This window comes from Priestia aryabhattai B8W22 (genome assembly GCF_000956595.1).
GTDB classification, from domain to species: Bacteria; Bacillota; Bacilli; order Bacillales; family Bacillaceae_H; genus Priestia; species Priestia aryabhattai.
Genome location: NZ_JYOO01000005.1, coordinates 152440 through 179184, shown reverse-complemented (window position 1 = coordinate 179184; position 26745 = coordinate 152440). Strand labels below are relative to the sequence as shown.

The window sequence follows — 26745 nt, the reverse complement described above, 5'->3', positions numbered from 1 at the left end:
GTCATAGAAGAGAAGGACGGAACTAGCAACTATTTCCGGTTTTCGATACAATAAAGAAAATGATACATAAAGGAGAGTATATATGAACAATGAAACGCTATCTCTATTTAAAACATTAACGGAGTTACCAGGTGCCGCTGGAAACGAACATCAAGTACGTTCATTTATGCGCTCGCAAATTGAACCCCTTGTAGATGAAGTCATTCAAGATGGGTTAGGAAGTTTATTCGGCGTTCGTTATAATGAAGAAAAAGGTCCTAAAGTAATGGTAGCAGGACATATGGACGAAGTAGGATTTATGGTTACATCTGTAACAGATAAAGGAATGCTTCGTTTTCAAACTCTAGGAGGATGGTGGAGTCAAGTACTTCTAGCTCAACGCGTCCATGTTGTTACAAAAAAAGGTCCTATCACCGGGGTAATTGCTTCTATTCCTCCCCATTTATTAGATGAATCACAGCGCAACAAGCCGATGGCCATTAAAAATATGATGATTGATGTGGGCGCAGATAGCAAGCAGGAAGTAGCAGAAATGGGCATTCGTCCTGGCGATCAAATTGTACCGATTTGTCCGTTTACGCCAATGGCAAATGAAAAGAAAATATTGGCGAAAGCATGGGATAACCGCTATGGGTGCGGACTTGCGGTTGAATTATTAAAAGAAGTAAAAAATGAAAAATTGCCAAATATCTTATATTCTGGAGCTACTGTTCAAGAAGAAGTAGGGCTTCGCGGTGCTCAATCAGCTGCGAATATGATTAAACCGGATTTGTTTTATGCACTAGATGCTAGTCCTGCTAACGATACATCAGGCGATAAAAATGCATTTGGACAATTAGGAAAAGGCGTATTACTTCGTATCTTTGACCGTACGATGGTCACACATAGAGGAATGAGAGAATTTATTTTAGATACAGCTGAGACAAACAGCATCCCTTATCAATACTTCGTTTCTCCAGGAGGTACGGATGCAGGGCGCGTTCATACTTCTAATAATGGCGTTCCTTCTGCAGTAATCGGCGTATGTTCACGTTATATTCATACTCATGCATCTATGATTCATGTGGATGACTATGCAGCTGCAAAAGAATTATTAGTTAAACTTGTACGTTCTACAGACCAAACAACGCTTGATACGATTAAGCAAAACGGATAAAGAAGAACAAAGCAGCTGCTTTTGCGGTTGCTTTGTTTCATAATGACAGGAGAAAAAAATGAAAATTGCAATCGGAACGAAGAATCCAACAAAAGTAAATGCAGTAAAAAAAGTATTTGGAGATACTTTTACATACGTAGAGGTAGACGTGCAGTCCGGGGTGTCGCCACAGCCTTTTTCTGATGAAGAAACCATCCAAGGAGCGATTAACCGCGCACGTGCTGCTGTCAAAGCGACAGGTGCTGATATTGGCATTGGACTTGAAGGAGGGGTGCAGGAAACGCCTCATGGCTTATTCCTTTGCAACTGGGGAAGTCTTGTTACCTCTAAGGACCTTGAACCGATTTTAGGTGGAGGAGCTCGTATTCTGCTTCCTGAAGCGGTAGCCGGTATGCTTCGTCATGATAAAAAAGAATTAGCCGAAGCTATGGAAGTGTATACAAACCAAAAGAATATTCGAAAAAAAGAAGGAGCAATCGGTATTTTCACCAATGGAAATTTAGATCGGACCGCTATGTTTTATCAAGTTGTTTTAATGCTAAAAGGACAGCTGGATTTTAGGACAAATCAAGCTGTTCAATAGGAAATTTCTTTGTAACCCTTTATAATAGAAAAGCATCAGTGTATGATAGTTGCAACAACTCATATACTATGTTTTGATGTAGAAGGATTAAATAATGTATGGGGCTTTAGCCGTTTAAATACGAAAGTAAAAGAAAAAGTGGAGGAAAGAAAAAATGGAAAAAAATGCAAACAATTGAACAATACAAAGAAATCATTAAAGAAGGAAAACATATCATGATGTTTTCAGCAGACTGGTGCCCAGATTGCCGAGTAATCGAGCCTGTGCTTCCAGAAATTGAGGCGAATCATAGCGAGTATACATTTCACTATGTCGACCGCGACGACTTCATCGATCTTTGTGCAGAATTAAGCATCTTTGGAATTCCAAGCTTTGTTGGTTACAGCAACGGAGAAGAAACAGGGCGTTTTGTCAGCAAAGACCGTAAAACAAAAGAAGAAATTGAAGAGTTTATTAACGGCTTAAATGCATAAATCAAGTGAAGACTGATAGCTATCTACAGCTATCAGTCTTCATACATAAAAATGAGAAAAGGAGGCGTAAATATGGCGAAAATGAATAGTCAAAAGATGAGAAAACTATTAGAAGAGCGATTAACGGGTGCGGATTGGTCATTTTTATTTGATCGTGAAAAAGATACGCTGCGCGTTGAACATCAGGAAACGAAAAAAGGTGTAACCATTTCTTTACCTGGGCTAATTGCAAAATGGGAAGAAAAAAAGGAAGCAGCTCTAGATGAAATGGTATATTATATAAAAGAAGCTCTTCGTGTTATGAACGATGAACAGCAGGTAACGGGAAAAGAAAAGCGCATTTATCCAGTTATTCGCTCAACGTCTTTTCCGGATAAATCGAATGAAGACGTGCCGTTGATTTATGATGAACATACAGCTGAAACACGCATTTATTATGCGCTTGATTTAGGCAATACATATCGTCTATTAGATGAGAAACTAATTCGCAAGGAAAATTTAGATCTATCCGCAGTGCGGGAAATGGCTAAATTTAATCTTCGCTCTTTGCCGATTTCACATAAAAAAGATACGGTAGCAGGCAATGACTTTTATTTTGTAAATCAAAACGATGGATACGATGCAAGCCGAATTCTTAATGAGGCATTTTTGCAAGATTTTGCTTCTAGTGTTTCGGGCACAATGGCTGTAGCAGTACCTCACCAAGATGTGCTGATTCTAGCTGATATCCAAAACGAAACGGGTTATGATATTCTTGCGCAGATGACCATGAGCTTTTTTGCAAGTGGACGTGTACCCATCACAGCTCTTTCATTTTTATACGAAAACGGCGAGCTAGAACCTATTTTTATCCTAGGAAAAAATCGCAGTAAAGGACGGGACTAATTATGAATCTTTTTTATAATAAAGAAGGCATCGGCGATACGTTAATCGTCAAGCTAGAAGAGATCGCAATTGAAAATCGCACGTTTGAAACAAAAGGCGACGTTGTGCGTATCTTTGATCAAAAATCAAACACAACAGCTGGCTATAACATTTTTCATGCTTCTTCTAAGTTGAAAGTAGAGGGAAATGGTTCTCTTGAATTGACAGAAGAAATGGTGGAAGAAGTAAATCGTGTACTTAGCGAAAGCGGTTTTGAAGGTAAACTTGAAGTGGATTTATCTCCTAAATTCGTAGTGGGATATGTTCAAGAAAAAGAGAAGCATCCAAATGCAGATAAGCTGAACATCTGTAAAGTAGATGTTGGCACAGAAACACTTCAAATTGTATGCGGAGCACCAAATGTAGACGCAGGTCAAAAAGTGGTGGTAGCAAAAGTAGGCGCGGTTATGCCAAGTGGTATGATCATTAAAGATGCAGAGCTGCGCGGTGTGCCTTCTTCAGGTATGATTTGCTCTGCTAAAGAGCTGGCGCTTCCGAACGCTCCTCAAGAAAAAGGGATTTTAGTACTTGAAGACAAATATGAAGTAGGTCAGCCTTTTCAAGCATAAAAGCAGAGTGCGATACTGATTTATAGGGCAAAAGCATGATGTTTTTTTACACGTATATTTCAAAGCGTTACAGTTGCTGAAAAGCAATTGTCAATTCTTAAAAAGGTTTGATAAAATTAAAAGCCACTAGTATATACTAGTGGCTTTTTTCGCGTTTAATTATAAGTGCTAATTAAACGTGAAAAAATATTTTTGCAAAGAGGAATTTTACTGTATAAATAAGGGAAGCAAAATAGTAGATTTTATAGTAAGAGTTCAAGCATACGTGATAGAATGATAAATGAAAAGATAGTATATATATCCATCTCAGAGAATACTTTGAGGCCAAAGGTAAATAAAGGATGCATGGATAGCTTTTTGTAGATGTCGCAGCACTGCGGTATAAGAGGCTAAACGAAGTAAGATAGTCTGATAGAAAGAGTGATAAAAATGGGTTTTGTACGAAAAGTAATGGATTATTTACTAGGATACGAAGTGAAAGAAATCGTTGTAGACGAACATGGAAATACAACGGAAGAATACCCTTTAAATAGAGAAAAAACAATTCCTAAAAAGAAGGCTCCTAAGCCTAAACAAATGCAGTCAGTTCATCAAAAGCCAGTGATGAAAGCAGCGCCAAAACCTTCTGTTCCACACTCGGCCAGAACGCAAAAACGGAGTTACAGTGAAGAACAGCAAGATGTTCATACAAAAGTAGCTTATCAATATCCAAAAGGAACGTTTCGTTTCCCTTTGATTGATGATATGGGAGAAGCAAAAAAGTCAGCAATTCCTAAAAATGAACCAAGGCCTGTAGCAAAAAAGGCACCGGCTCCGTTTTATCAAGAGCCTGTTCGCAAGTCGGCGCTAACGCAGCCTAAGTCAGTATCTCAGCCGTTAAAAACAGTATCTGAAAAGAAAGAAGCGATTCCGCAAGTAAGAAAACGTCCGTTTCGTCCGACTGAAATTCCTTCACCTGTCTATGGGTTTAATAAGCGGCCTTCTAATGTTGTACAAACCGGGAGTGAGGAAGTAGTAGAATATGAGCTTCCGAGTACACAGTTATCAAAAGCAGCGTTTGAAGATGAAATTTACCGACGAGCGATGAATACGTCTGTTGTAGAGCCGTTAAGAAAATCAGTTTCTAAGCCTGTAGCCGAAGAAGCGCCGGTTCAAGAAACGGAAGAAATGATGCAACTGTCTTCTCAGCGTTTTGCTCAGTGGAAGCAATATGAGGAAAATCAAAAAGAGAAGCTATCATTTCCTGAAGAAAAGCTAAGTTCTTCAGTAGCCGTAAAAGAACAGGAAGAGGCTCCAACTTTTGAAGAATCACACGCGGTCGAACCGTTAGTGGCAAAAGAGAAAACTCCTGACTGGGATTTGGCGGAAGAAACAGCAGTAGCCGAAGAGGCTTCAATTTCAAAGGAAACGCCTCCGTTTGAATCATCCGTTTCGTTCCAACAAGAGATCGGAAATGAAGCTGAAGAGGTAAAAGCAGAAACGTTGATGGAAGAAAGCATAGCTCTTTTACAAGCAGCAGAAGAAGTAGAAGCACTAAAGCCTAGAAAGATAGAAGAAGCTCCAGCCGCTGAGAAAGAAAGTGACGTCATTCTAGAAGAGCCAACAAACAGTGTTCATATTGAAGCAGAACACGAGTTGAATTCTGAAAGTTTACATCCATCGCAACCCGCAGCTGATGAATGGCAACCAGAAGCGGCACCGGCTGTTGTTCACCAAGAGCTTGAAAATTCAGTGATAAAAGAGGAAGAGAGCAGTATACAAGAAAGTCAAGAGTTACAAGGACAAGTACAGCAAGAGTCAGCTGTAGAACCTCTTGTACCTGCAGAACAGCCAGGGAATGCTGAACGAGCTCGCGGCAAGCGATTAGTACCTTTTAATGTGATGATGCTGAAAAAAGACCGCACAAAGATGGATAACAGCGCTCGAGAAAAAAGTCAGCCGTCCCAAGGTTCATACCAAAGGCAGGAAGCAGAAGGTCTGCAAAAAAAAACGGAAGTAAGTAGGCAAGAAGAAGTTCACGGTGAAAAAACCAAAGAAGCGGTTCCACAGGCTTCATTAAAAGCTGAAGAACCTGTAAATGTAAAGGCTTCTTCTCCTTATACATTTCCTGGAATGAACTTGCTTAACATTCCTCCGGCCGCTATTGAAGAAGATAATCAATGGGCGGATGAGCAGCGTGAGCTTTTGGATATGACATTAAAAAACTTTAACGTTCGAGCTAAGGTCGTAAACGTCACGCAAGGTCCTACCGTGACCAGATTTGAAGTACATCCTGAGCCCGGTGTGAAAGTGAACAAAATTACAAATTTAACAGATGATATTAAACTGAGCCTAGCCGCGCGTGATATCCGAATTGAAGCGCCAATTCCAGGGAAAAATACGATTGGAATTGAAGTCCCAAACCGTCAAAGTAAGCCGGTGTTAATTCGCGAAATTTTGAGGCATCCTTCTTTTAGAAAAGATAACTCTCCTTTAACGGTGGCGCTAGGGTTAGATATTTCAGGAACGCCGGTTGTGACTGACTTGAACAAAATGCCTCACGGTTTAATTGCCGGAGCGACGGGGTCTGGTAAAAGTGTCTGTATTAATACCATTATCGTCAGCTTGCTTTATAAAGCTGCGCCACACGAAGTCAAGCTTATGTTAATTGACCCTAAAATGGTTGAACTAGCTCCTTACAACGGAATTCCGCATTTAGTCAGCCCGGTTATCACGGATGCTAAAGCAGCTACTACAGCTTTAAAATGGGCAGTAGAGGAAATGGAGCGCCGTTATGAACTGTTTGCACATGCGGGCGTACGTGATATTACAAAATACAACGAACGTGTAAAAGAACACCATGAAAAAAGCGGGGAGCTGCCATATCTAGTTATTATTATTGATGAACTTGCCGACTTAATGATGGTATCTCCGGGGGAAGTAGAGGAAGCTATTTGCCGTATTGCACAAAAGGCAAGAGCGTGTGGCATTCACTTATTGCTTGCAACGCAGCGTCCTTCCGTAGATGTTATTACAGGCTTAATTAAAGCGAATGTGCCAACCCGTATCGCATTTTCTGTTTCTTCGCAAGTTGATTCACGTACAATTATCGACACAGGGGGAGCAGAAAAGCTATTAGGTAAAGGTGATATGCTGCTTCTTGAAAACGGATCTTCTAAAAGCGTTCGAATTCAAGGGAACTTTGTTTCAGATGAAGAAATTGATCGCGTTGTAGATCATGTCAAAAAACAAATGAAGCCAACATACTTATTTGATCAAGAAGATTTGTTGAGAAAGCAGCAAAGCTTTGCTTCGAATGAAGAAGATGAGCTTTTCTATGAAGCATGCGAGTTTGTGCTAGATCAAGGCGGTGCATCTACTTCCAGTCTGCAAAGACGCTTCAGAATGGGGTACAATCGCGCAGCGCGCCTAATTGATATGATGGAGCAGCAAGGAATTATTTCAGAAGCAAGAGGAAGCAAGCCGAGAGATGTGCTCATTACCGAAAACGAGCTTCAGGAAATGGAAAGTCAAACAGCCACCTCTACATTTTAAGCTGTTTTTCTGCATGTAGGTTAAAAAAAGAGGCTATGCAAGATCAGCAGGATACAGCTTTATGTGAGCTAACGCTCTGTCACTGTATCCATCGCCTCTTTTTTCCTGCTTTAAGTTCGTTTATACAGAATTTGAGTAGAGATTTTGGAAGAAATACATCAGGAAAAAAAGGAAAAGGTTTGTCAGAACTAGTAAAATGATTTACTATATGTAAGGATAATGTGTGTTTTGCTTTTTTAGCATGTGATAGTTTGCTATCATTTCTCACCAGCAGAAACATATGAGCTGAAGGCGTTTAAAGAGGACAAATCAAAATAATTAGAGTACGAGTGAAGAGTAATGACAGAAGAAAATCATGAACTGATTAACTTTAATGAAATTCGTGAACAAAAGCAGCTTCAGTCTGATAATGCTATTTGCGACTTTTACAATCAATATTTCTTTTTTGTGAACCGCTATACGAATATACGAGAAAAAGTGCGGGCTTCACATCTATTTAAAGAGTTAGTAAACTTGCCTCATGAGGCGCCTCTGTCTGATTCCCATGAACAATTATTTTTTCAGTGGTTTGCATTTGAATATGTAACCATCCAGGGGAAAACCCTGCTGCAGCTTTTTTTAGCTGATCAGGCGAAGCAGAAAACAGAGTCGTTTTTGATTCAAGGAGCCTTTTTTTTGACGAGTGTACTAGAGCCAATTATTGTGTCTAAAGTACCTAATTCGTTTTTCTTAAAAGGATATACCCCATTGACAAATGAGCAGGTTATCATCAAAGATGTAAGAGGAAGATTTGCAAATTTAGAGGAACAACAAGTAATTTGGATTCGAAAAATAAAATCAATCGGATATGACGTGTTAATTGACTCTTTCTTTTTAGGACATAAACAACGCATTGAACAGTTAGTAACGCAATATAATAACAAAAAAAATGCAATGACATGGCGCTCATTTTTAAAACAGCAGGCTATATACTATGTGATGAAGCCAAAATAAAAGGCCGTTTCGCAAGGGAAGAGAGTAGAAATGGAGTCATGGAGTTATGTTATAAGAAGTGATATAATGTACGAATGTTATCGTGAAATCAGCAATCAAACGACATTTATATACGTTTGTAAGAGCAATTCTAGATAACCGTCATATACTGTCTTACAGATAGACGAATGTTGGAGGTTCTTTATATGACAGTTTACCATTTTGTAGGTATTAAAGGAACAGGAATGAGTGCGCTTGCGCAAATCCTAAACGATATGGGCTTTCAAGTTCAAGGATCGGATATTGAAAAAGAAATTTTTACGCAAAAAGCACTAGAACAGCAGGGAATTCCTGTTTTACCATTTGATAAAAATAATATTAAAGACGGCATGACTGTAATCGCAGGAAATGCTTTTCCTGATACGCATGAAGAAATTGCAGAAGCTGCTTCAAAAGAAGGAGTCACGCTTGTACGCTATCACCGTTTCTTAGGTGACTTTATGAAACAGTATACGAGTGTAGCCGTAACAGGAGCACACGGAAAAACATCCACAACGGGTATGTTAGCGCATGTGATTCAAGGAGCTGAACCTACTTCATATTTAATTGGAGACGGTACGGGTAAAGGTGTAAAAGACAGCAAGTATTTTGCGTTTGAGGCATGTGAGTATCGCCGCCACTTCTTATCTTATACGCCAGACTATGCAATTATGACGAATATTGATTTTGATCACCCTGATTATTTTGCCAATATCGATGATGTATTCAGCGCGTTCCAAGAGATGGCACTTCAAGTCAAAAAAGGAATTATTGCCTGTGGTGACGATGAACATCTGCAGCAAATTCAAGCGAAGGTACCTGTTCTTTATTACGGATTAGGCGAAGAAAATGATTTCCAAGCACGTAATATCGTAAAAAGCACAACAGGCACAACATTTGATGTGTTCGTTCGTAATACATTCCACGCATCATTTGAAATTCCAGGGTATGGCGACCATAACATCTTAAATGCACTTTCTGTTATTGCACTTTGTCATTATGAAGAAATTGATGTTGCTGTGCTGCAAGAGCGTTTTAAAACATATCAAGGTGTAAAGCGTCGTTTCAGTGAAAAGAACGTTGGCAAACAAGTGCTAATCGATGATTATGCACACCATCCAACGGAAATTAATGCAACGATTTCAGCTGCCCGTCAAAAGTATCCAAACCGTGAAGTTGTGGCTGTTTTCCAACCGCATACGTTTACGCGTACACAAACGTTCTTAGAGGACTTTGCAGCAAGCTTACAGCACGCTGATAAAGTATATCTATGTGACATTTTTGGATCAGCTCGTGAGCACCAAGGTAAATTATCAATTGAAGATTTACGAAGCAAAATCAGCGGAGCTGAATTAATTAATGAAGAAACAATTGAATCGTTAAAAGACCATAATGAAGCTGTATTAGTATTTATGGGTGCTGGAGACATTCAAAAGTTTGAAAAACTATATCAGCAGACCGTATCATAAAAAAAAGGCACTCTCTTGAGTGCCTTTTTTTATTTCAAAACTCATTTTAAATTTTCAGGATTTAACGCTTTTAATTCCTCAATGACAAATAGCCCGTCTTTACGAATCAACACGTCATCGAAATAAATCTCGCCGCCGCCGTATTCTGGGCGCTGAATCATCACCATGTCCCAGTGAATATTTGACTTGTTTCCATTATACGCATCTTCGTAGCACTCGCCAGGAGTGAAGTGGAAGCTTCCGTCAATTTTTTCATCAAATAAAATGTCTTGCATTGGATGTTGAATATACGGATTTACACCAATCGCAAATTCGCCAACAAAACGAGCGCCTTCATCCGTATCAAAAATGCCGTTGATGCGTTCTGTATCATTAGCGGTTGCTTCAACAATCTTACCGTTTTTAAATGTTAAGGATACATTCTCAAACGTAAAGCCTTGATAGTTAGAAGGAGTGTTGTAAGAAATTGTTCCGTTTACAGAATCACGGACAGGAGCCGTGTATACTTCACCATCCGGAATATTCATTTCTCCGGCACATTTCACTGCAGGAATATCTTTAATAGAGAACGTTAAGTCCGTATTCTCACCTGTTAAACGCACTTTGTCCGTACGGTTCATGAGCTCAACTAAAGCATCCATCGCTTTGCTCATTTTGCCATAGTCTAAGTTACATACATCAAAGTAAAAATCTTCAAATGCTTCTGTACTCATTTTAGCAAGCTGCGCCATTGAATCGTTTGGATAGCGAAGAACGACCCATTTTGTTTTTGGAACGCGAATTTCTCTATGTACTTTTTTACCGATCGTATTCCCTTGGATTTTCATTTTATCTGCCGGAACGTCTGATTGTTCAAAAATGTTTGAACCAGAACGCAAGCCAATATAAGCATCCATTTCTTTCATCACATTTGCTTCGAAGTCTGCCATCATATTGAACTGCTCTTCTTGTGCACCGTTTAAAAGAGCTCGGTCTACCGAATGATCTTTTAGCAGTACAAACGGATAGCCACCGGCCTTGTACGCTTCATCTACAAGTGCTGTCACAAGTTCGCGCTGAAGTCCAAAGTTTTCGATTAATACTTTTTCTCCTTTTTGAAGGCGAACAGAATAATTAATTAAATTTTTAGCTAATGTTGCAATTCTAGGGTCTTTCATAAATAGTGCCTCCTTAAAATAACAATGATTGGTGATTCACTTTCTATTGTACCCCACTGAGCTTATTTTGTTTGTTTTTATGCTTTAAAATCCTTTTTTTCTTTAGGAAGGGAAATAACTCATATATCGCGAAATAATGTAGCAATCTTCCCTTTTTATGAATAAAAGCAGAGAGAATATGGTAAAGTTAAAGAGTCTATAGGGAATAGAAGGTTTAATTGTTTATAAAATTGGGAAAGTAGTTATAACAAGAGATGAAAATAGGAGGTGCCTTGCACAGATGGTTATTATTCTTTATTTAAGCGCTGCTATTGTTGCCATTGCGATTTTTTACCTGGTGGTTTCCGTGTCCAAAACATTGAAATCCGTTCAGCACACATTAAATTCAGTGGCAGGTACTTTAGATGGTGTAGAAAAGCAAATGACAGGAATCACAGCTGAAACAACTGCACTTTTACATAAGACTAATCTGTTAGCTGAAGATATTCAGCGTAAATCTGAAGCGCTGAACACAGTGGTGGATTCCGTTAAAGGCGTAGGTGACTCAATCCAAGACTTAAATAAGTCTATTAAAAGCGTATCATCAAGCGTTTCAGAGAAAGTAGAAGAAAATAAAGAAACTGTTGCTCAAGTCGTTCAGTGGAGCAATGTTGCATTAGACGTATGGGAACGTATAAAATTAAGAAAACAGAAAAAAGTTGATGCAGAGCCTGTACCTGTTGAAGTAAAAGAAAAAGCGGTTCAACGCTCACGCTCATTTTCATAAGGATGAACTTTAAAGGAGGAGACGCATATGTCAAACAAACCGAATAAACCAAACAACACTTCAAATAAAGGCTTTTTAGTAGGAACAGTGATTGGAGGAGTTGTAGGAGCTGCAACGGCATTACTACTTGCTCCAAAATCAGGTAAAGAGTTCCGTTCCGATTTGAATGAGCAGGCAGCTTACGTTCGTTTAAAAACGGAGCAAGCGAAAAACAGCGCTGTTGAAAAAGGACAAGGGTTTGCTCAAACGGCAAAAGAAAAAACGGCTGGTTTATCACAAACACTGTCTGAGCAATCTTCACAAGTAGTGGACAAAGTGAAAAACTTCCGTAAAGTAGATCCTGAACACGAAGCATTACCTCCAACTAGCTTAGAAGTGCTTGCTGATGAAGTGGAGTCTCAAAGCAACGAAGACGTTCAGCAGAAGCTAACAGAAGCTCAAAAAGCATTAGATGAAGTGGAAAGCACAGTGCCACGACCATAATAAAGAATCAAAAGCGTTTACCCTATAGGGTGAACGCTTTTTTGTATGTAACTTAGGCTGGGTAAAAGCAAGTAAATGCTAGTTTTATCATAGGAACTTTAATTTGAGCAAAAAGGCTGGTGTAAAAAAATGGAACATATTTTTATAATGATATAGTCAGTAAATGAAAAGGAGAGATTATGTTTAATATAAAAAAGTCTTAGTATGACGTTTGCCTATACGGAAGAAGAGGTTGGTTCACAATCTTTGCCTTTATCAAGTTCTTTTCTTTCTATGCTGAAAAAAACTCCATTTTATAAATGAATTTATTAGCATCATACATAAAGCTGAGCACTCTTTTTGTATGGAAACGGTCAAACCATGTAAACTTAAGAGTAAGTACAGAAAGGGTGAAAAAAATGAAAAAAATTTCAACAGTTGAAGAGTTCGAACAAATTGTAAAGGAAAACAATCGCTTTTTATTTTTAAAGCACAGCACAACGTGTCCAATTAGTGCAGCTGGTCATGAGGCATTTTCAGCGTTTGCTTCTAGTCATGAAGACATTCCTTCTTATTATCTTCATGTGCAAGATTCACGAGATGTATCTAACTATATCTCTGAGACGTATGAAGTGAAGCATGAATCACCTCAAGCGCTTCTGTTTGAAGATGGAAAAGTGAAGTGGCATGCTTCTCACTGGAACATTAACGAAGACGAATTAGCGAAAAAAGTAGCTCATTAATTGAAAGAGGCTGTGACAAAAGCAGTTTAGGTGAAGGAAGATCCGAACGATTAATCGTTCGGTTTTTTTTATTATGCTGATTGCGGTTTCATCCGCTTTTTCGTACAATAGATGTAGTTTAGCACATAAAAGCAGAGAAGCCTCTTACATATATCCTCCATCATCTATCATCTTATGTAGTAACCCTGCTAAACAGATTTTTTAAAATCAGTGAAAGGGTGGACGTACATGACGAATTCAGATCTTCAGCATTTGCGATCTCAAATTGACGAAGTAAATATGAAACTGTTAAAGCTTATTAATGAGCGAGGAGAGCTTGTTCAAGAAATAGGAAAGTTAAAAGGAATGCAGTCAACCAAACGCTTTGACCCTGTTCGTGAACGAGCAATGCTTGACTCCATTTTGAGCAAAAACGAAGGACCGTTTCAAACGTCGACGCTTCAACATATTTTCAAAGAGATTTTCAAAGCTCATTTAGAGCTTCAAGAAGATGATCATCGTAAAGCACTTCTTGTATCCCGTAAAAAGAAGCCGGAAAATACAATCGTTACGGTAAAAGGAGAAACAATTGGTGACGGACTTCAGCGTTTTGTAGCAGGACCTTGTTCCGTTGAAAGCTATGAGCAAGTAGCAGCCGTAGCAAAAGCCGTGAAGCAGCAGGGCGTGCGGATGCTTAGAGGGGGAGCCTATAAGCCAAGAACATCTCCTTATGATTTTCAAGGCCTTGGCTTAGAAGGACTGCACATTTTAAAAAGAGTAGCTGACGAATATGATTTAGCCGTTATTAGTGAAATTGTCGACCCCGCTGATATTGAAACAGCTGTGGAATACGTAGATGTGATTCAAATTGGTGCTCGTAATATGCAAAATTTTGAGCTGTTAAAAGAAGCGGGTGCGGTGAAAAAGCCTGTCTTATTAAAGCGAGGCTTAGCCGCTACGATTGATGAGTTTATTAATGCTGCTGAATACATTGTGTCACAAGGAAATGATCAGCTGATTTTGTGTGAACGAGGAATTCGTACGTATGAGCGAGCAACGCGAAATACGCTGGATATTTCAGCCGTTCCCATTTTAAAACAAGAAACTCATTTACCTGTTTTAGTTGACGTGACGCATTCAACAGGAAGACGAGATTTACTTGTTCCAACGGCTAAAGCGGCTCTTGCCATTGGTGCGGATGGAATTATGGCAGAAGTTCATCCAGATCCTGCGGTAGCACTTTCTGACTCAGCTCAGCAAATGGATATTCCGCAATTTACAGAATTTATGAAGCAGCTAAAGCCTATATGTAACTTAAATTTATAAAAAAACGTAAAAATGAAAAATTCGTATACTTTTATGACAAGTTTGAGGCACTTAATGGTTTCAAGCTTGTTTGCCTTTCGTTATAATAAAGATAAGCGAAATTATCACGTATTTTGAAAACAGTCGATAACTTTTGTCAAAATAGGAAAGAATAAGTGCAAATCCAAAAAACAAGAATTTATGAAATTCTCGTGAAACTTGTCGGAAAAAGTCGGTAAATACGTTGCGATGAAGCACATAGTATCGTATAGTAGTTACAGATATTCGCTATCATTCTGTGATTGCATATGATATAAATTCGCGATTCACTTTTTTTATTTACTTACTATACACCGTCTTTTACATTGTTACATATAAACTGGTAAAATTGTCTTTGCACACGTAATAATAAGGGCATAACAGGAATGATTTAGATGCATACAGGGTATCTAAGCTGTATGTAAGAGTGAAGGAGCTAGAAATAGCCATTCTATAAAGGAAGATGGATTTATATACGTAAATACAAGAAATGAAATAAGGATAAAATAAACGAAATGTTTTTCGATAAGGAGTGTTTGTTGTGAACGTAACAATTTATGATGTAGCAAGGGAAGCAAGCGTGTCGATGGCAACGGTTTCTCGTGTGGTAAACGGAAATCCAAATGTAAAACCATCAACTAGAAAAAAAGTATTAGAAACAATTGAAAGACTAGGCTATCGTCCGAACGCAGTAGCGCGTGGATTAGCAAGTAAAAAAACAACAACAGTAGGAGTTATCATTCCTGATATTTCAAATATTTTCTATGCAGAGTTAGCGCGTGGAATCGAAGATATTGCAACAATGTACAAGTATAATATCATCTTAAGTAACTCCGATCAAAATCAAGATAAAGAACTTCACCTTTTAAATAACATGCTTGGTAAACAAGTAGACGGAATCATCTTCATGAGTGGGAATGTAACGGAAGAACACGTAGAAGAGTTAAAAAAATCACCGGTTCCAGTTGTACTTGCGGCATCAATCGAATCAACTAACCAAATCCCATCCGTCACTATTGATTATGAACAAGCAGCTTTTGATGCAGTGCAATCACTAATTGACAGCGGTCATAAAAATATTGCATTCGTTTCAGGTACGCTAGAAGAACCAATCAATCATGCAAAAAAAGTAAAAGGGTATAAACGTGCTCTTACTGAAAGCGGATTGCCTGTACGTGATTCTTATATTGTAGAAGGAGACTACACGTACGATTCTGGTATTGAAGCGGTTGAAAAACTATTAGAAGAAGCTGAAAAGCCAACTGCTATTTTCGTTGGAACAGATGAAATGGCATTAGGCGTTATTCACGGGGCACAAGATCGCGGGTTGAATGTACCAAACGATCTAGAAGTTATCGGTTTTGATAACACAAGACTTTCAACAATGGTTCGTCCTCAGTTAACATCTGTCGTACAGCCAATGTATGATATTGGTGCAGTAGCGATGCGTCTCTTAACGAAATACATGAACAAAGAAACGGTAGACAGCAGCATCGTACAGCTTCCTCACCGCATCGAGTTCAGACAATCAACAAAATAATACCTGTGAATGAATAAGAACGAATCCAAAGTTCAGACACGGGGAGATAGAATATGAAAAAAATTGATATGCTCACCCCTATAGGGATACTAATTGGTATCTCTATGGTTGTGTTTGGGGTTATTTCAAGTGGAGGAATGAGCGGTTTTTTAGCTTTTATTGATGTGCCATCGATTTTAATTGTACTGGGAGGCGTTTTTGGTACGCTGTGCGTGAGCTTTCCGTTAAAGCAATTAAAAAATATGGGAAGAGTAGGGAAACAAGCATTTCAATCGAAAGAAATAAACGTAGAAGAAATTGTAGGAACATTTGTACATTTATCGGAAAAAGCACGTCGAGAAGGACTTCTATCGTTAGAGGCAGAGCTTGAACAAATCGATGATTCATTTGTGAAAAAAGGTATTTTGCTAGCCATTGATGGAGTAGAACCGGAAATGATTCGAGAGCTGCTTGAAGCAGAAATAGCTGCAGTAGAAGAAAGACATACGAGAGGTCGAAGTATGTTTGAAAAAGCAGGAGATTATGCCCCTGCTTGGGGAATGATTGGGACGCTCGTTGGACTAGTGCTAATGCTAAAAAGCCTTAATACCCCTTCATCGCTTGGCCCTAACATGGCAATTGCTCTTTTAACGACTTTCTACGGGGCGCTGCTTTCAAACTTGTTTTTTCAGCCAATTGCAGCTAAATTAGCTGGTAAAACGGAGCATGAGCTTTTTGTTAAAGAAGTAATTATCGAAGGTGTTATTGGTTTGCAGGCGGGGCAAAATTCTCGCTTTGTGCAAGCAAAGTTAAAAGTATTTGCCCCTGTTGAAAAACGAAAGCTTGAAGAAAAGAGAGAGCACGTTCGTGAAGCGTAGAAGAAAAAGGTATTCGGCGCAGTCGCCAAAATGGATGGTAACATTTGCTGATCTGGTGACGTTAATATTAGTTTTTTTTATTTTATTATTTTCAATGTCTAGCGTTGATAATCAAAAGTTTCAAACCGTTGTCAATTCGCTTACAAGCGGTGGCTCATTAGCTTCTGTGGAAAAGAGCCAGCAGTCTCAAAAGCTGGATAACATTTTAGCGAAAGTGCAGGGCTACCTGAAGGAAAATAAGCTTCAGCATGTCATTACTGCTAAGCGAGATGAACGCGGAGTGGTGCTTATTTTACAAGAACAGGTGCTGTTTGAAACAGGACAAGCAGACATTTTGAAAAAAGGTACTCCTTTTCTAGATGAATTAGGAAGGTTATTCAGTACTATTCCAAATGATATTAAAGTAGAAGGTCATACCGACAATCGACCCATTCATACCTATCGTTATCCATCTAATTGGGAACTATCGGCAGCGCGTGCTAGCGGTGTCATACGTTATTTAACGAACCATTTTTCTCTTTCTGCTAACCGCTTTGAAGCACTTGGATACGGAGATACAAAGCCGCTTGTTCCGAACACGTCTAATGACAATCTGCAAAAAAATAGACGCGTCGAAATTATTATTTCAGATCCCGAAGCACAGTGAAAAAGGCCATACGCTTGTATAGCCTTTTTTTAAGAATGAGATGTATGAGAACGAATAGGATAAAGAGCGCGCTCAAGAGTTTGAGCGTTTTTTTCTGTTATTTCTGGTTTTCTTGGAATTGGCTGATAGATATTAGGTTCATCATCCCACAGCGTGCAAACGGGATGAGGCGATACTTTTGTCCATTTTTCAAGCCATGACAGAGGAAGCATGCCTTCTGCCTTTCGTTCAATCATTTCAAGCCAAATGAATGACCAAGCCCGAGGAACAACTCGCCAAATATCATAACCTCCTCCGCCAACCGCAATCCATCTTCCCTGACAGTATTCATGAGCAATTTCATGAGCAATTTTAGGAATTTCACGGTATATTTTCGTGGTGCCGCATAAATGAGTGAGCGGATCGTAATAATGAGAATCTGCTCCATTTTGTGTTAAGATAACATCTGGTTTAAAAAAAGCAGCTACTTCTTTTAAAGAGGTTTTATAAACGTCGAGCCAAGACTCATCTTCGGTATAAGCATCAACAGGCACATTAAATGAATAACCATAGCCTTCACTATGCCCGCGTTCGTTAACGTTTCCCGTGCCTGGAAACAAGTAGCGTCCCGTTTCATGAATGGAAAGAGTACAAACGGAAGGGTCGTCATAAAATGTCCATTGAACACCGTCACCGTGGTGAGCATCTGTATCGACATAGAGAACGCGCGCGTTGTACTTTTGCTGCATATATTTGATGGCTACCGCGCTATCGTTATAAATACAGAAGCCTGAAGCTTTCCCTCGAAAGCCGTGGTGCAATCCTCCTCCTAAATTCAGAGCATGCTTAGCTTTTCCAGTCATCACATAATCTACAGCAGTAAGTGTACCCCCAACTAAAAATGCACTGGCTTCATGCATGTTGGGAAACATAGGTGTGTCTTCTGTTCCAAGACCAAAATCTGCTGCTTTTTCAACAGAAAGCTCCCCGCTTCCTGCTAATTTTACCGCTTGAATATAGCTAGTATCATGGACAAGCTGAAGTTCTTCATCAGATGCCATCCGCGGTAATACAATATCTTGATTGGTTAAAGCGCCAAATTCCCGTAACAGTTCATATGTTAGTTGAACACGAAGCTGGTTAAACGGATGATTATTGCTGAATTTGTACGAAAGAATATCATCTGAATAAATAAATACAGCATTACTAGTCATTACGTCATCTCCGGTAATTTAGGCCATAGCACCTCATAGCCGTTTTCTTTTAATGTATTTATACTAATCAATGGATTGATAGCTTGAATGCGAAGTACAAGGATTTTATATCGTTCATCTACATCAGGGTAGACAAGTACGCTTAAGATGTTTGTTCTCTTTGAACCAAAGAGGGATGTAACTTCAGCGAGCACGCCAGCCTTATTTTCTACTTTTATTTCAATTTGTGAACCTGGTTTATTGGTGCCGGTAAGCTGAATAAACGTATGTAATAGATCTCTTTCGGTAACAACGCCTACTAACCGCTTGTTTTTTGTGACGGGAATACAACCGATTTGATGTTCATAAAAAATACTTGCAATTTCTTCAACAAAATCAAGAGGGTGAGCTGTAATGACTTCTGTTTGCATAATTATCCGCACGGGTTCGGATAGAAGAACAGATGTATAAGTATTATCTAAAATAGATGGACTTGCATCTCTTACGTCTCGGTCAGAAATGATGCCAACTACATGATGAAGATCATTAACGATAGGAATATGTCTAATCTTATGTGTATCTAAAAGTTTTATAGCTTCAGCAATCGTATGGTCGGGGGTTAAGGTAACGAGATCGGTTTTCATCATTTCTTCAACAATCATCAGACACGGCTCCTTTTCTTAAAGATCAGCTTAATACATAAAGCGATTTCGAAAGCGCAGGCTATCAAATTCTTGCATGCTTTCTTGAGAGACTCTGCTCCCGATTCTTACCATCAAACAATTAGCAGGGTGGGAGCTAATTTCCGGATCATCTGTAGCAAACCACGTCAGTCCGCCTTTATTCATCATTTTCTCCATAATTTTGCGATAATCCCACACATTTAGCCCTGTTCCTTTTAAATCCCAATGCCAGTAGTATTCTGTCGTAATGACAATATAATCTTCCATTGCATCATCCATCATAGATACGATAAGCAGGTTTTTACCAACAGCGTAGCTGCGAAATGGAGCAGCTACCTCTATAGCTCCTAATTCGATTAAATTCTCCATATTTCCTTCCGACCATCGTTCTAGAGGATCGGGATATAAGAAGGTTACGTAACCAATGATTGTATGATGATAGCGAGCAATAATGATTCTACCTTCAGGCAAGTTGGCAATCTCGATCAATGCTTCTTTTTGCTGTTCAGGTGGACGAAAGGCCGTTAGTTGCTCATGAAAATCAAGTTGTTGCAAGGTCTGTGAGGAGACAGGTCCTTCAATAACAATTGTTCCAACAGCTGTTTTTAGTTCTTTCATATTGTACGTTTGGGAATGTTTCACATGAATCACCACCTTCAAGCAGTCTTATCTGTATTATAATACAAAAAAAAACGACTGGATTAAAGCGTTTTCAAAAAATTAAATAAAAGAAAAGGAGTTTTTTTAAAAACATAGAATAGAAAATTATAAAGAGATTCTTGTTAATTCGACACTTATATAACAAAGGTTGTCATATAACAAGGGAGACTATTATCCTAATTCCGACAAATAATTTTTATAAAATTGTGAAAAGTCTATTTTTGTTATATAATAGGTTTGTAAATTTTATACATAAGGGGGAGTTTGTGATGAAGGTGGAAGCGCTTCCTGTAATTGAAGGGGTATACAACTTACAGGACTACGATAAAACGTATCAAACCTTTGACTGGTCACAAGTGGAGAAGGAATTTTCATGGCATGAAACAGGTAAATTAAATGCAGCTTATGAAGCAATTGATAAGCACGCAAACTCTACGCGTAAAAATAAAGTTGCGCTTTATTATCGAGATGCGCAGCGCAATGAAAAATATACATTCAAAGAAATGAAAGAATGGTCAAACAAAGCCGCAAACGTGCTAAAACAAGCAGACGTAGAGAAGGGAGATCGCGTGTTTATCTTTATGCCTCGCTCTCCGGAACTTTATTTTGCATTGTTAGGCGCGGTAAAGCTTGGCGCTATTGTTGGGCCTTTGTTTGAAGCGTTCATGGAAGGTGCAGTAAAAGATCGTTTGCAAGACAGTGATGCAAAAGTGTTAATTACAACGCCTGAATTGCTGAGCCGCGTTCCTGTGAAAGATTTGCCAGCTTTAAAACACATTTTCCTTGTAGGGGAAAATGTAGAAGAAGAAGGCATTCAACTAGATTTTCTGAAGCGACTAGAAGCGGCGAATAAAGAGGTGGAGATTGAGTGGGTAGATAGAACAGATGGCATGCTGCTTCATTATACATCAGGTTCAACTGGAAAACCAAAAGGGGTGCTTCACGTTCATAATGCAATGCTTCAGCATTATCAAACTGCTAAGTGGGTGCTCGACTTAAAAGATGACGATGTGTATTGGTGTACAGCAGATCCGGGTTGGGTAACGGGAACTTCCTACGGAATTTTTGGTCCTTGGCTTGCTGGAGCAACAAATGTGATTATAGGGGGACGCTTTAGTCCAGATGCATGGTATCAAGCACTTGAAGATTTTGGCGTAACGGTGTGGTACAGTGCACCTACAGCATTTCGTATGCTAATGGGTGCTGGCGATGACTTAGTTAAACGCTATGATTTAAGCAACCTCAGACATGTATTAAGCGTGGGAGAACCATTAAATCCTGAAGTGGTACGCTGGGGAATGAAGGTTTTCCAAAAACGTATTCATGACACGTGGTGGATGACTGAAACTGGCGGTCAGACGATTTGTAATTATCCGTCTATGAAAATTAAACCAGGATCTATGGGAAAACCTATTCCGGGTGTACAAGCAGCAATCGTTGACGATCAAGGACAAGAGCTTCCACCTTATCGAATGGGGAACTTAGCAATTAAAAAAGGCTGGCCATCTATGATGCATGCAATTTGGAACAACAAAGAAAAGTATGAGTCATATTTTATGCCAGGTGATTGGTACGTATCAGGTGATTCGGCGTATATGGATGAAGACGGTTATTTTTGGTTCCAAGGCCGAATCGATGACGTTATTATGACGGCAGGAGAACGTGTGGGTCCATTTGAAGTAGAAAGTAAGCTTGTTGAACACCCAGCTGTAGCAGAAGCGGGTGTCATTGGTAAGCCTGATCCTGTGCGCGGGGAAATTATTAAAGCATTTATCGCACTTAGAGATGGGTATGAATCTTCAGATGAACTGATTGAAGATATTCGTCAATTTGTGAAAAAAGGGTTAGCTGCTCATGCAGCTCCGCGTGAAATCGAGTTTAAAGATAAGCTGCCTAAAACACGAAGTGGTAAAATTATGCGCCGCGTTTTAAAAGCATGGGAATTAGATTTGCCAACGGGCGATTTGTCAACGATGGAAGACTAAGGAGTAAACGTTTCAATCTTTGTAGGGAAAATAAATGATTTTTATAAAGTTCAAACAGCCAGCTGTTTGAACTTTTTTTTGGACTTGAATTTTAAAATGAAATCATTCATAATTGTGGGGTGTAAACTTTTGAATAAAATAAACTGCAGTGATAGGAAGAAGTAATACTTGTCTCCCTGTTTAAGAGAGCTGATGGTTGCTGAAAATCAGTACATAGACAAATATGAAATACGTCCTTGAGCATCTTTTGTGAACTTACAGTAGCAAAAGACGGGTAGACCGTTACATCATTTAAGTGGGAAATAATTTATTTCCAAATAGGGTGGTACCGCGATATTTTCGTCCCTTCTTTTTTAAGAAGGGGCGTTTTTTATGTTGTTCAACAAATTGTAACGAGCAATTAGATAAAGGAGAGAATATAACATGGATATTTTACAAGATCTTGAGTTTCGAGGGCTCATTAACCAACAAACGGATGAAAAAGGTTTAAGTGAACTTTTGAGTAAAGAGTCTGTTCGTTTGTACTGCGGATTTGATCCGACAGCCGACAGTCTTCACATCGGCCACATGCTTCCTGTTTTAATTTTGCGTCGCTTTCAACAAGCTGGACACCAACCGATTGCATTAGTTGGTGGAGGTACGGGTCTTATTGGAGATCCAAGCGGTAAAAAAGCAGAGCGTACGTTAAATGAAAAAGAAACGGTTGCCATGTTTAGTGAGCGTATAAAAGGTCAGCTTTCACGTTTCTTAGATTTTGAAGAAGGTGAAAATGCAGCAGTTATTGCGAATAACTATGACTGGATTGGCACGTTGGATGTTATTACATTCCTACGAGATATCGGTAAAAACTTTGGTATTAACTATATGATGGCAAAGGATTCTGTTCAATCTCGTATCGAATCAGGCATCTCATTTACGGAATTCAGCTACATGATTTTACAATCATATGATTTCTTAAACTTATACCAAACGTATAACTGTAAGCTTCAAATTGGCGGCAGCGACCAATGGGGAAATATTACAGCTGGCTTAGAATTAATTCGTAAATCAGAAGAAGATGCAAAAGCATTTGGATTAACAGTTCCTCTTGTAACAAAAGCAGACGGTACGAAGTTCGGTAAAACAGAAGGCGGAGCAATTTGGTTAGACGCTGAAAAAACAAGTCCGTATGAATTCTACCAGTTCTGGATTAATACAGATGATCGTGATGTTATAAAATATTTAAAATACTTTACATTCTTATCACACGAAGAAATTAATGAATTAGCAGCGTCTGCAAAAGAAGCTCCTGAAAAACGCGAAGCACAAAAAGCACTAGCGGCAGCAATGACTACACTTGTACACGGTGAAGAAGCTCTTGAGCAAGCCATTCGTATTTCGCAAGCTTTATTTAGCGGAAGTATTTCAGAGTTAACAGCAGAAGAAATTAAGCAAGGATTCAAGGATGTTCCTTCTTACACGCATACAGGTGAAGATATTGGTTTAATCGATTTACTTGTAGAAAGTAAAATCTCTCCTTCTAAACGTCAAGCACGTGAAGATATTTCAAACGGTGCGATTTACTTAAACGGTGAGCGCGAGCAAGATTTGCAAAAAACAGTAGGTGCAGAAGACCGTATTGAAGGTCAATTCACAGTAATTCGTCGAGGCAAGAAAAAATATACGCTTATTCAATACGCATAAAAAAAGGCCGAAAGGCCTTTTTTTTATATAAAGACAGTAAAAAAGCCGCCCCATAAGGAACGGCTTTTTACTATTAACGAGAGTAGAACTCTACGATTAGTGCTTCGTTGATTTCAGCAGATAATTCAGAACGCTCAGGTAAGCGAGTGAATGTACCTTCTAATTTCTCAGCGTCTACTGTTAAGTAGTCTGGTACGAAGTTGTTAACTTCAAGCGCTTCTTTCACGATTGAAAGGTTGCGAGATTTTTCGCGAACACCGATCACTTGACCAGGTTGTACACGGTAAGATGGGATGTCAACGCGTTTACCGTCAACTAAAACGTGACCGTGGTTAACTAATTGACGAGCTTGACGACGAGTGCGTGCAAGACCCATACGGTATACTAAGTTATCAAGACGAGCTTCTAAAAGAATCATGAAGTTCTCACCGTGCTTACCAGTTAATTTACCAGCAGCAACGAATAAGTTACGGAATTGACGCTCAGTTACACCATACATGTGGCGTAATTTTTGCTTTTCTTGTAATTGTAAACCGTACTCAGAAATTTTCTTACGTTGACCTGGGCCGTGTGGACCTGGAGCGTAAGGGCGTTTTTCTAATTCTTTACCTGTACCACTTAGAGAAAGACCTAAGCGACGAGAGATTTTCCAACTTGGACCTGTATAACGAGCCATGATGACTCCTCCTTGTTTGTGTTTTTATTTTATGCAAAACAAAAACAGACACATTCTAGCGATATGCTCATTTTGTTTTCATGTACCATCGCTCTAGCAGCAGAGAGTTACACGATACACCATCTTGTTAAAAGAATTGCTACTTCTGTAAAACAACCTTTTAATGAGGAACAAAATGAAAAAACATAAAGAAGATTGTATAAGCTGCAATATTTCACACAACGAGTATTATAGGTGTTTCCTCGTATAAAGTCAAGGGAGATGGAAGATTAAAAGAATGTAAAAGAAAGGATATATTCATCTGAAGTATGAAAGGAGAAGAAAGAACGTAAGAAAACGGTGGTGATGGGCTAATCAAACGTTTGTTTAATAAGCAAAAACCGCTGATTCGCAGCGGTTTTTTTGCTTATTCATATTCAAAGAAAAGAAGTAAGTTCTTTGACGAATTCTTCAAGATACTGTTGATCGATTTCATCAAAGCGATTTTTGATTGGACTGTCGATATCAAGAACACCTAAAAGCTGACCGTCTTTTACAATTGGTACAACGATTTCAGATTGAGAAGCAGCGTCACATGCAATGTGGCCAGGGAAGGCGTGAACATCTTCGATTCGCTCTGTTTTTTGATTTTGAGCTGCTGTACCGCATACGCCTTTTCCAAGTGGAATACGAACGCAAGCCGGCAGTCCCTGGAAAGGTCCAAGCACTAACTCTCCGTCTTCCATTAAATAAAAACCTACCCAGTTTACTTCATTTAAAAATTGATTTAGCAAAGCGGAAGCATTTGCTAGATTAGCAATCGTATTGCTTTCTCCTTCTAATAAGGCGCGTAATTGCTTAATTACTAATTCATAATCTTTTTGTTTTGAGCCGCTGTAGTTTTCGACATTAAACAATGTATTCTCCTCCATTCAACATAAGATTTAATGAATTTTTATCAGGAAACGTCAGTTTTAACGCTACTTTGTCGATAAAAGATTACAGGAACTAAAAAGCCTATCACGAATTATGTAGAGAGGCTACTAAAATCCTTTTTAAATACTGTAACGATTTCTACACAATTTTGCAATCATATATGTTTTGTAAAAATAAATCGAAATGAGGTGTAGATAGATGGCTGTACAGTCAAAAACGAAAGAGAAAATTATTGATGCGGCTGTTTCTCTTTTTAACGTAAAAGGTTTTGATGGTACGTCGGTACGCGAGATTGCAGGAAAAGCGAAAGTGAACGTAGCGAATATTTCATATTATTTTCATAGCAAAGAAGGATTACTTGAAAGTTTAGTGATTTCTTATTTTGAAGGTTATATTGGGGTGCTGGAGCAAGCGTTCCAAGAAATGAAAAAGCTGTCTTCAACAGAAAGTATGATCGTGATGATTCGAGCTATCTTACATTATCAGCACGAAAATAGGCATATTGCCCGGCTCGTATATAGAGAAATCTCTCTTGACACGATTTTAATTCGAGAAGTTATGACTACGTATTTAACCAAGGAAAAATACTACTTAAAAACAATCCTTGAAAGAGGGATGAAAGAAAAGGAGTTTCGAAAGCTGCACGTTTCCTTTACAATTATTGAACTTAAGGGCATGCTCTCTATGCCTTATCTTCATCCTCAGTATCTAAGTGAAGTTCTTCATATATTGCCTCACGAACCGTATTTTGTTCAGCAATATGCGATTGAGCTTGAGCAATGGGTGCACACAACGGTATGTTTGCCATATGAGCGGACAAACAAACTGCGCGTTCAATTATCCTAAATGGAGCTCTCCATAGCCTTGGCCTAAATCCTTCGCACAGTGGGCGTCTGACCCATATACGAGAGGGATTTTTTTCTGTTGGGCTGCTTTTACGACAAAGGGAGCTGGATACGCTTCCTTGCACAAAGGTTTAAACAATCCTGCACCATTATAATCTAACGCCAGATCTTTCATTTTTATTTCATCGAGTATTGATAAAATAATAGGGGAAAGTGTGTCTTCATATGGAAAGCGACTTTGAAATTTATGTACGAGTGTCATATGACCAATGCGCTTAGGCTTATAAACGCCTAAACTGGCCTGTACAGAGCGTAATACCGTGTTGTAATACTTATCATATACTTTGCTTACGCTGCCAAACTTCTGTACAATATGTGCAAATACGTCAGCGCTAAAATCTAGGCAGTCATATCCTTCTTCGTGCTTTAAGAAGTGAACAGAAAGGATGCTGTCATCGAGATAAGGACCATATTCGTTTAAGAAATCGGTTGTTTCGTGTTCAAATCCTTCAATAAAGTCAACTTCCAATCCGATATTAATACGAATATCGCGCTCAAACTCTTTTTTTACTTGCTGTACGTTTTGAATGTAGCGATCAAGTTTGTCAGGAGCCATTCCGCTGTCTCGATCAGGCGTCGGATCAATGAAGCTTTTTGGTAATGGAGCATGCTCTGTAAACGAAATCTCGCCAAAGTTCAGGGAAATCGCCTGTTCAACATATTGTTGCAATGAATCAGGCGAACCGTGTGGGCAAAATGGAGTATGAATATGTTTGTCAACTTTCATAAAAAATGCCTCCTTTTTTCTTCTTTTTCCATTGTAACGACACAAAGTGACTCCATGCCAATATTTTGTATAAAAAAATTTAATTTTTTGCTCAAAAGTTGGACTTTACATGGTATCATAAAAACA

At 38.9% G+C, this 26745-nt stretch carries 25 protein-coding genes and 1 other annotated feature; of the genes, 18 read left to right on the top strand and 7 right to left on the bottom strand.

Translation table 11 applies throughout. The features are described from left to right. Positions 1-82 precede the first annotated feature (82 nt). The 8 genes from N178_RS06070 to murC all read left to right on the top strand — a co-directional run bounded on the left by N178_RS06070 (position 83) and on the right by murC (position 9719). Positions 83-1156, top strand: a complete 1074-nt coding sequence (locus N178_RS06070; RefSeq protein WP_045291242.1) for a M42 family metallopeptidase — start codon at positions 83-85, stop codon at positions 1154-1156. Positions 1157-1214: 58 nt separating this feature from the next. Beyond that, the gene (locus N178_RS06065; protein ID WP_045291240.1) at positions 1215-1739 is read left to right on the top strand and encodes a DUF84 family protein; all 525 of its coding nucleotides are present in this window, start codon (positions 1215-1217) and stop codon (positions 1737-1739) included. Between the two features lie 164 nt (positions 1740-1903). After that, the gene (locus N178_RS06060; RefSeq protein ID WP_045291239.1) at positions 1904-2212 is read left to right on the top strand and encodes a thioredoxin family protein; all 309 of its coding nucleotides are present in this window, start codon (positions 1904-1906) and stop codon (positions 2210-2212) included. Between the two features lie 72 nt (positions 2213-2284). Then, the gene (locus N178_RS06055; protein ID WP_014457994.1) at positions 2285-3097 is read left to right on the top strand and encodes a DUF1444 domain-containing protein; all 813 of its coding nucleotides are present in this window, start codon (positions 2285-2287) and stop codon (positions 3095-3097) included. Positions 3098-3099: 2 nt separating this feature from the next. Next, positions 3100-3705 (top strand): YtpR family tRNA-binding protein, encoded by a 606-nt coding sequence (gene ytpR / locus N178_RS06050; RefSeq protein WP_045291238.1) that lies wholly within the window; start codon positions 3100-3102, stop codon positions 3703-3705. Between the two features lie 429 nt (positions 3706-4134). Continuing rightward, positions 4135-7239, top strand: coding sequence for a DNA translocase FtsK (locus N178_RS06045; protein ID WP_045291237.1), 3105 nt, complete (start codon positions 4135-4137; stop codon positions 7237-7239). Positions 7240-7578: 339 nt separating this feature from the next. Then, the gene (locus tag N178_RS06040) at positions 7579-8232 is read left to right on the top strand and encodes a hypothetical protein (protein WP_045291236.1); all 654 of its coding nucleotides are present in this window, start codon (positions 7579-7581) and stop codon (positions 8230-8232) included. A 185-nt stretch (positions 8233-8417) separates the two neighbouring features. Then, positions 8418-9719: a UDP-N-acetylmuramate--L-alanine ligase gene (murC, locus tag N178_RS06035; RefSeq protein ID WP_045291235.1), complete on the top strand. Its 1302-nt coding sequence runs from the start codon at positions 8418-8420 to the stop codon at positions 9717-9719. 41 nt (positions 9720-9760) lie between these two features. On the opposite strand, the gene N178_RS06030 is transcribed toward murC, so the two are convergent. Beyond that, positions 9761-10876 (bottom strand): aminopeptidase, encoded by a 1116-nt coding sequence (locus tag N178_RS06030; protein ID WP_014457997.1) that lies wholly within the window; start codon positions 10874-10876, stop codon positions 9761-9763. Between the two features lie 280 nt (positions 10877-11156). Here N178_RS06030 and N178_RS06025 point away from each other — a divergent pair, with 280 nt between their 5' ends. From N178_RS06025 to motS, 7 genes are all read left to right on the top strand, one after another. After that, a complete protein-coding gene (locus N178_RS06025; protein WP_013059497.1) occupies positions 11157-11642 on the top strand; it encodes a DUF948 domain-containing protein in 486 nt (161 codons plus the stop codon). Between the two features lie 27 nt (positions 11643-11669). Then, positions 11670-12125, top strand: coding sequence for a YtxH domain-containing protein (locus tag N178_RS06020; protein WP_013059496.1), 456 nt, complete (start codon positions 11670-11672; stop codon positions 12123-12125). Positions 12126-12523: 398 nt separating this feature from the next. Beyond that, positions 12524-12847 carry a bacillithiol system redox-active protein YtxJ gene (ytxJ, locus tag N178_RS06015; protein ID WP_045291234.1) on the top strand — a complete coding sequence of 108 codons (324 nt, stop codon included), beginning with the start codon at positions 12524-12526 and terminating at the stop codon, positions 12845-12847. A gap of 228 nt (positions 12848-13075) precedes the next feature. Beyond that, positions 13076-14152, top strand: a complete 1077-nt coding sequence (locus N178_RS06010; protein ID WP_045291231.1) for a bifunctional 3-deoxy-7-phosphoheptulonate synthase/chorismate mutase — start codon at positions 13076-13078, stop codon at positions 14150-14152. 559 nt (positions 14153-14711) lie between these two features. Then, positions 14712-15710, top strand: a complete 999-nt coding sequence (ccpA, locus tag N178_RS06005; protein WP_025750682.1) for a catabolite control protein A — start codon at positions 14712-14714, stop codon at positions 15708-15710. 53 nt (positions 15711-15763) lie between these two features. Continuing rightward, positions 15764-16567: a flagellar motor protein MotP gene (gene motP / locus N178_RS06000; protein ID WP_033579602.1), complete on the top strand. Its 804-nt coding sequence runs from the start codon at positions 15764-15766 to the stop codon at positions 16565-16567. Next, a complete protein-coding gene (gene motS / locus N178_RS05995; protein WP_074678001.1) occupies positions 16533-17213 on the top strand; it encodes a flagellar motor protein MotS in 681 nt (226 codons plus the stop codon). Before motP ends, motS begins: the two co-directional genes overlap by 35 nt. Positions 17214-17242: 29 nt before the next feature. On the opposite strand, the gene N178_RS05990 is transcribed toward motS, so the two are convergent. Genes N178_RS05990 through N178_RS05980 form a run of 3 tightly spaced genes read right to left on the bottom strand, consistent with a single transcriptional unit; the run spans position 17243 to position 19710 of the window. Further along, positions 17243-18406 carry an acetoin utilization protein AcuC gene (locus tag N178_RS05990; RefSeq protein WP_045291229.1) on the bottom strand — a complete coding sequence of 388 codons (1164 nt, stop codon included), beginning with the start codon at positions 18404-18406 and terminating at the stop codon, positions 17243-17245. Then, complete coding sequence (locus tag N178_RS05985; RefSeq protein WP_045291227.1) at positions 18406-19047, bottom strand: acetoin utilization AcuB family protein; 642 nt, start codon at positions 19045-19047, stop codon at positions 18406-18408. Before N178_RS05985 ends, N178_RS05990 begins: the two co-directional genes overlap by 1 nt. Positions 19048-19077: 30 nt before the next feature. Next, positions 19078-19710 (bottom strand): hypothetical protein, encoded by a 633-nt coding sequence (locus N178_RS05980; RefSeq protein ID WP_045291225.1) that lies wholly within the window; start codon positions 19708-19710, stop codon positions 19078-19080. Between the two features lie 287 nt (positions 19711-19997). Between N178_RS05980 and acsA the strand changes: the two genes are divergently transcribed. Together acsA and tyrS are read left to right on the top strand one after the other, a co-directional pair. Next, a complete protein-coding gene (gene acsA / locus N178_RS05975; RefSeq protein WP_045291223.1) occupies positions 19998-21713 on the top strand; it encodes an acetate--CoA ligase in 1716 nt (571 codons plus the stop codon). Between the two features lie 139 nt (positions 21714-21852). Next, positions 21853-22063, top strand: a binding site (T-box leader). A gap of 73 nt (positions 22064-22136) precedes the next feature. Next, a complete protein-coding gene (tyrS, locus tag N178_RS05970; protein WP_045291221.1) occupies positions 22137-23396 on the top strand; it encodes a tyrosine--tRNA ligase in 1260 nt (419 codons plus the stop codon). A gap of 73 nt (positions 23397-23469) precedes the next feature. Here tyrS and rpsD read toward each other — a convergent pair whose 3' ends face one another. Continuing rightward, on the bottom strand, positions 23470-24072 hold the full coding sequence (rpsD, locus tag N178_RS05965) for a 30S ribosomal protein S4 (RefSeq protein WP_013059485.1): 603 nt from the start codon (positions 24070-24072) through the stop codon (positions 23470-23472). 416 nt (positions 24073-24488) lie between these two features. Then, positions 24489-24968 carry a GAF domain-containing protein gene (locus tag N178_RS05960; RefSeq protein ID WP_014458011.1) on the bottom strand — a complete coding sequence of 160 codons (480 nt, stop codon included), beginning with the start codon at positions 24966-24968 and terminating at the stop codon, positions 24489-24491. A 217-nt stretch (positions 24969-25185) separates the two neighbouring features. Here N178_RS05960 and refZ point away from each other — a divergent pair, with 217 nt between their 5' ends. Next, on the top strand, positions 25186-25833 hold the full coding sequence (gene refZ, locus N178_RS05955) for a forespore capture DNA-binding protein RefZ (protein ID WP_013059482.1): 648 nt from the start codon (positions 25186-25188) through the stop codon (positions 25831-25833). Here refZ and hisJ read toward each other — a convergent pair. Then, complete coding sequence (hisJ, locus tag N178_RS05950) at positions 25825-26619, bottom strand: histidinol-phosphatase HisJ (protein WP_045291220.1); 795 nt, start codon at positions 26617-26619, stop codon at positions 25825-25827. The genes refZ and hisJ overlap by 9 nt on opposite strands. Positions 26620-26745: the final 126 nt, after the last annotated feature.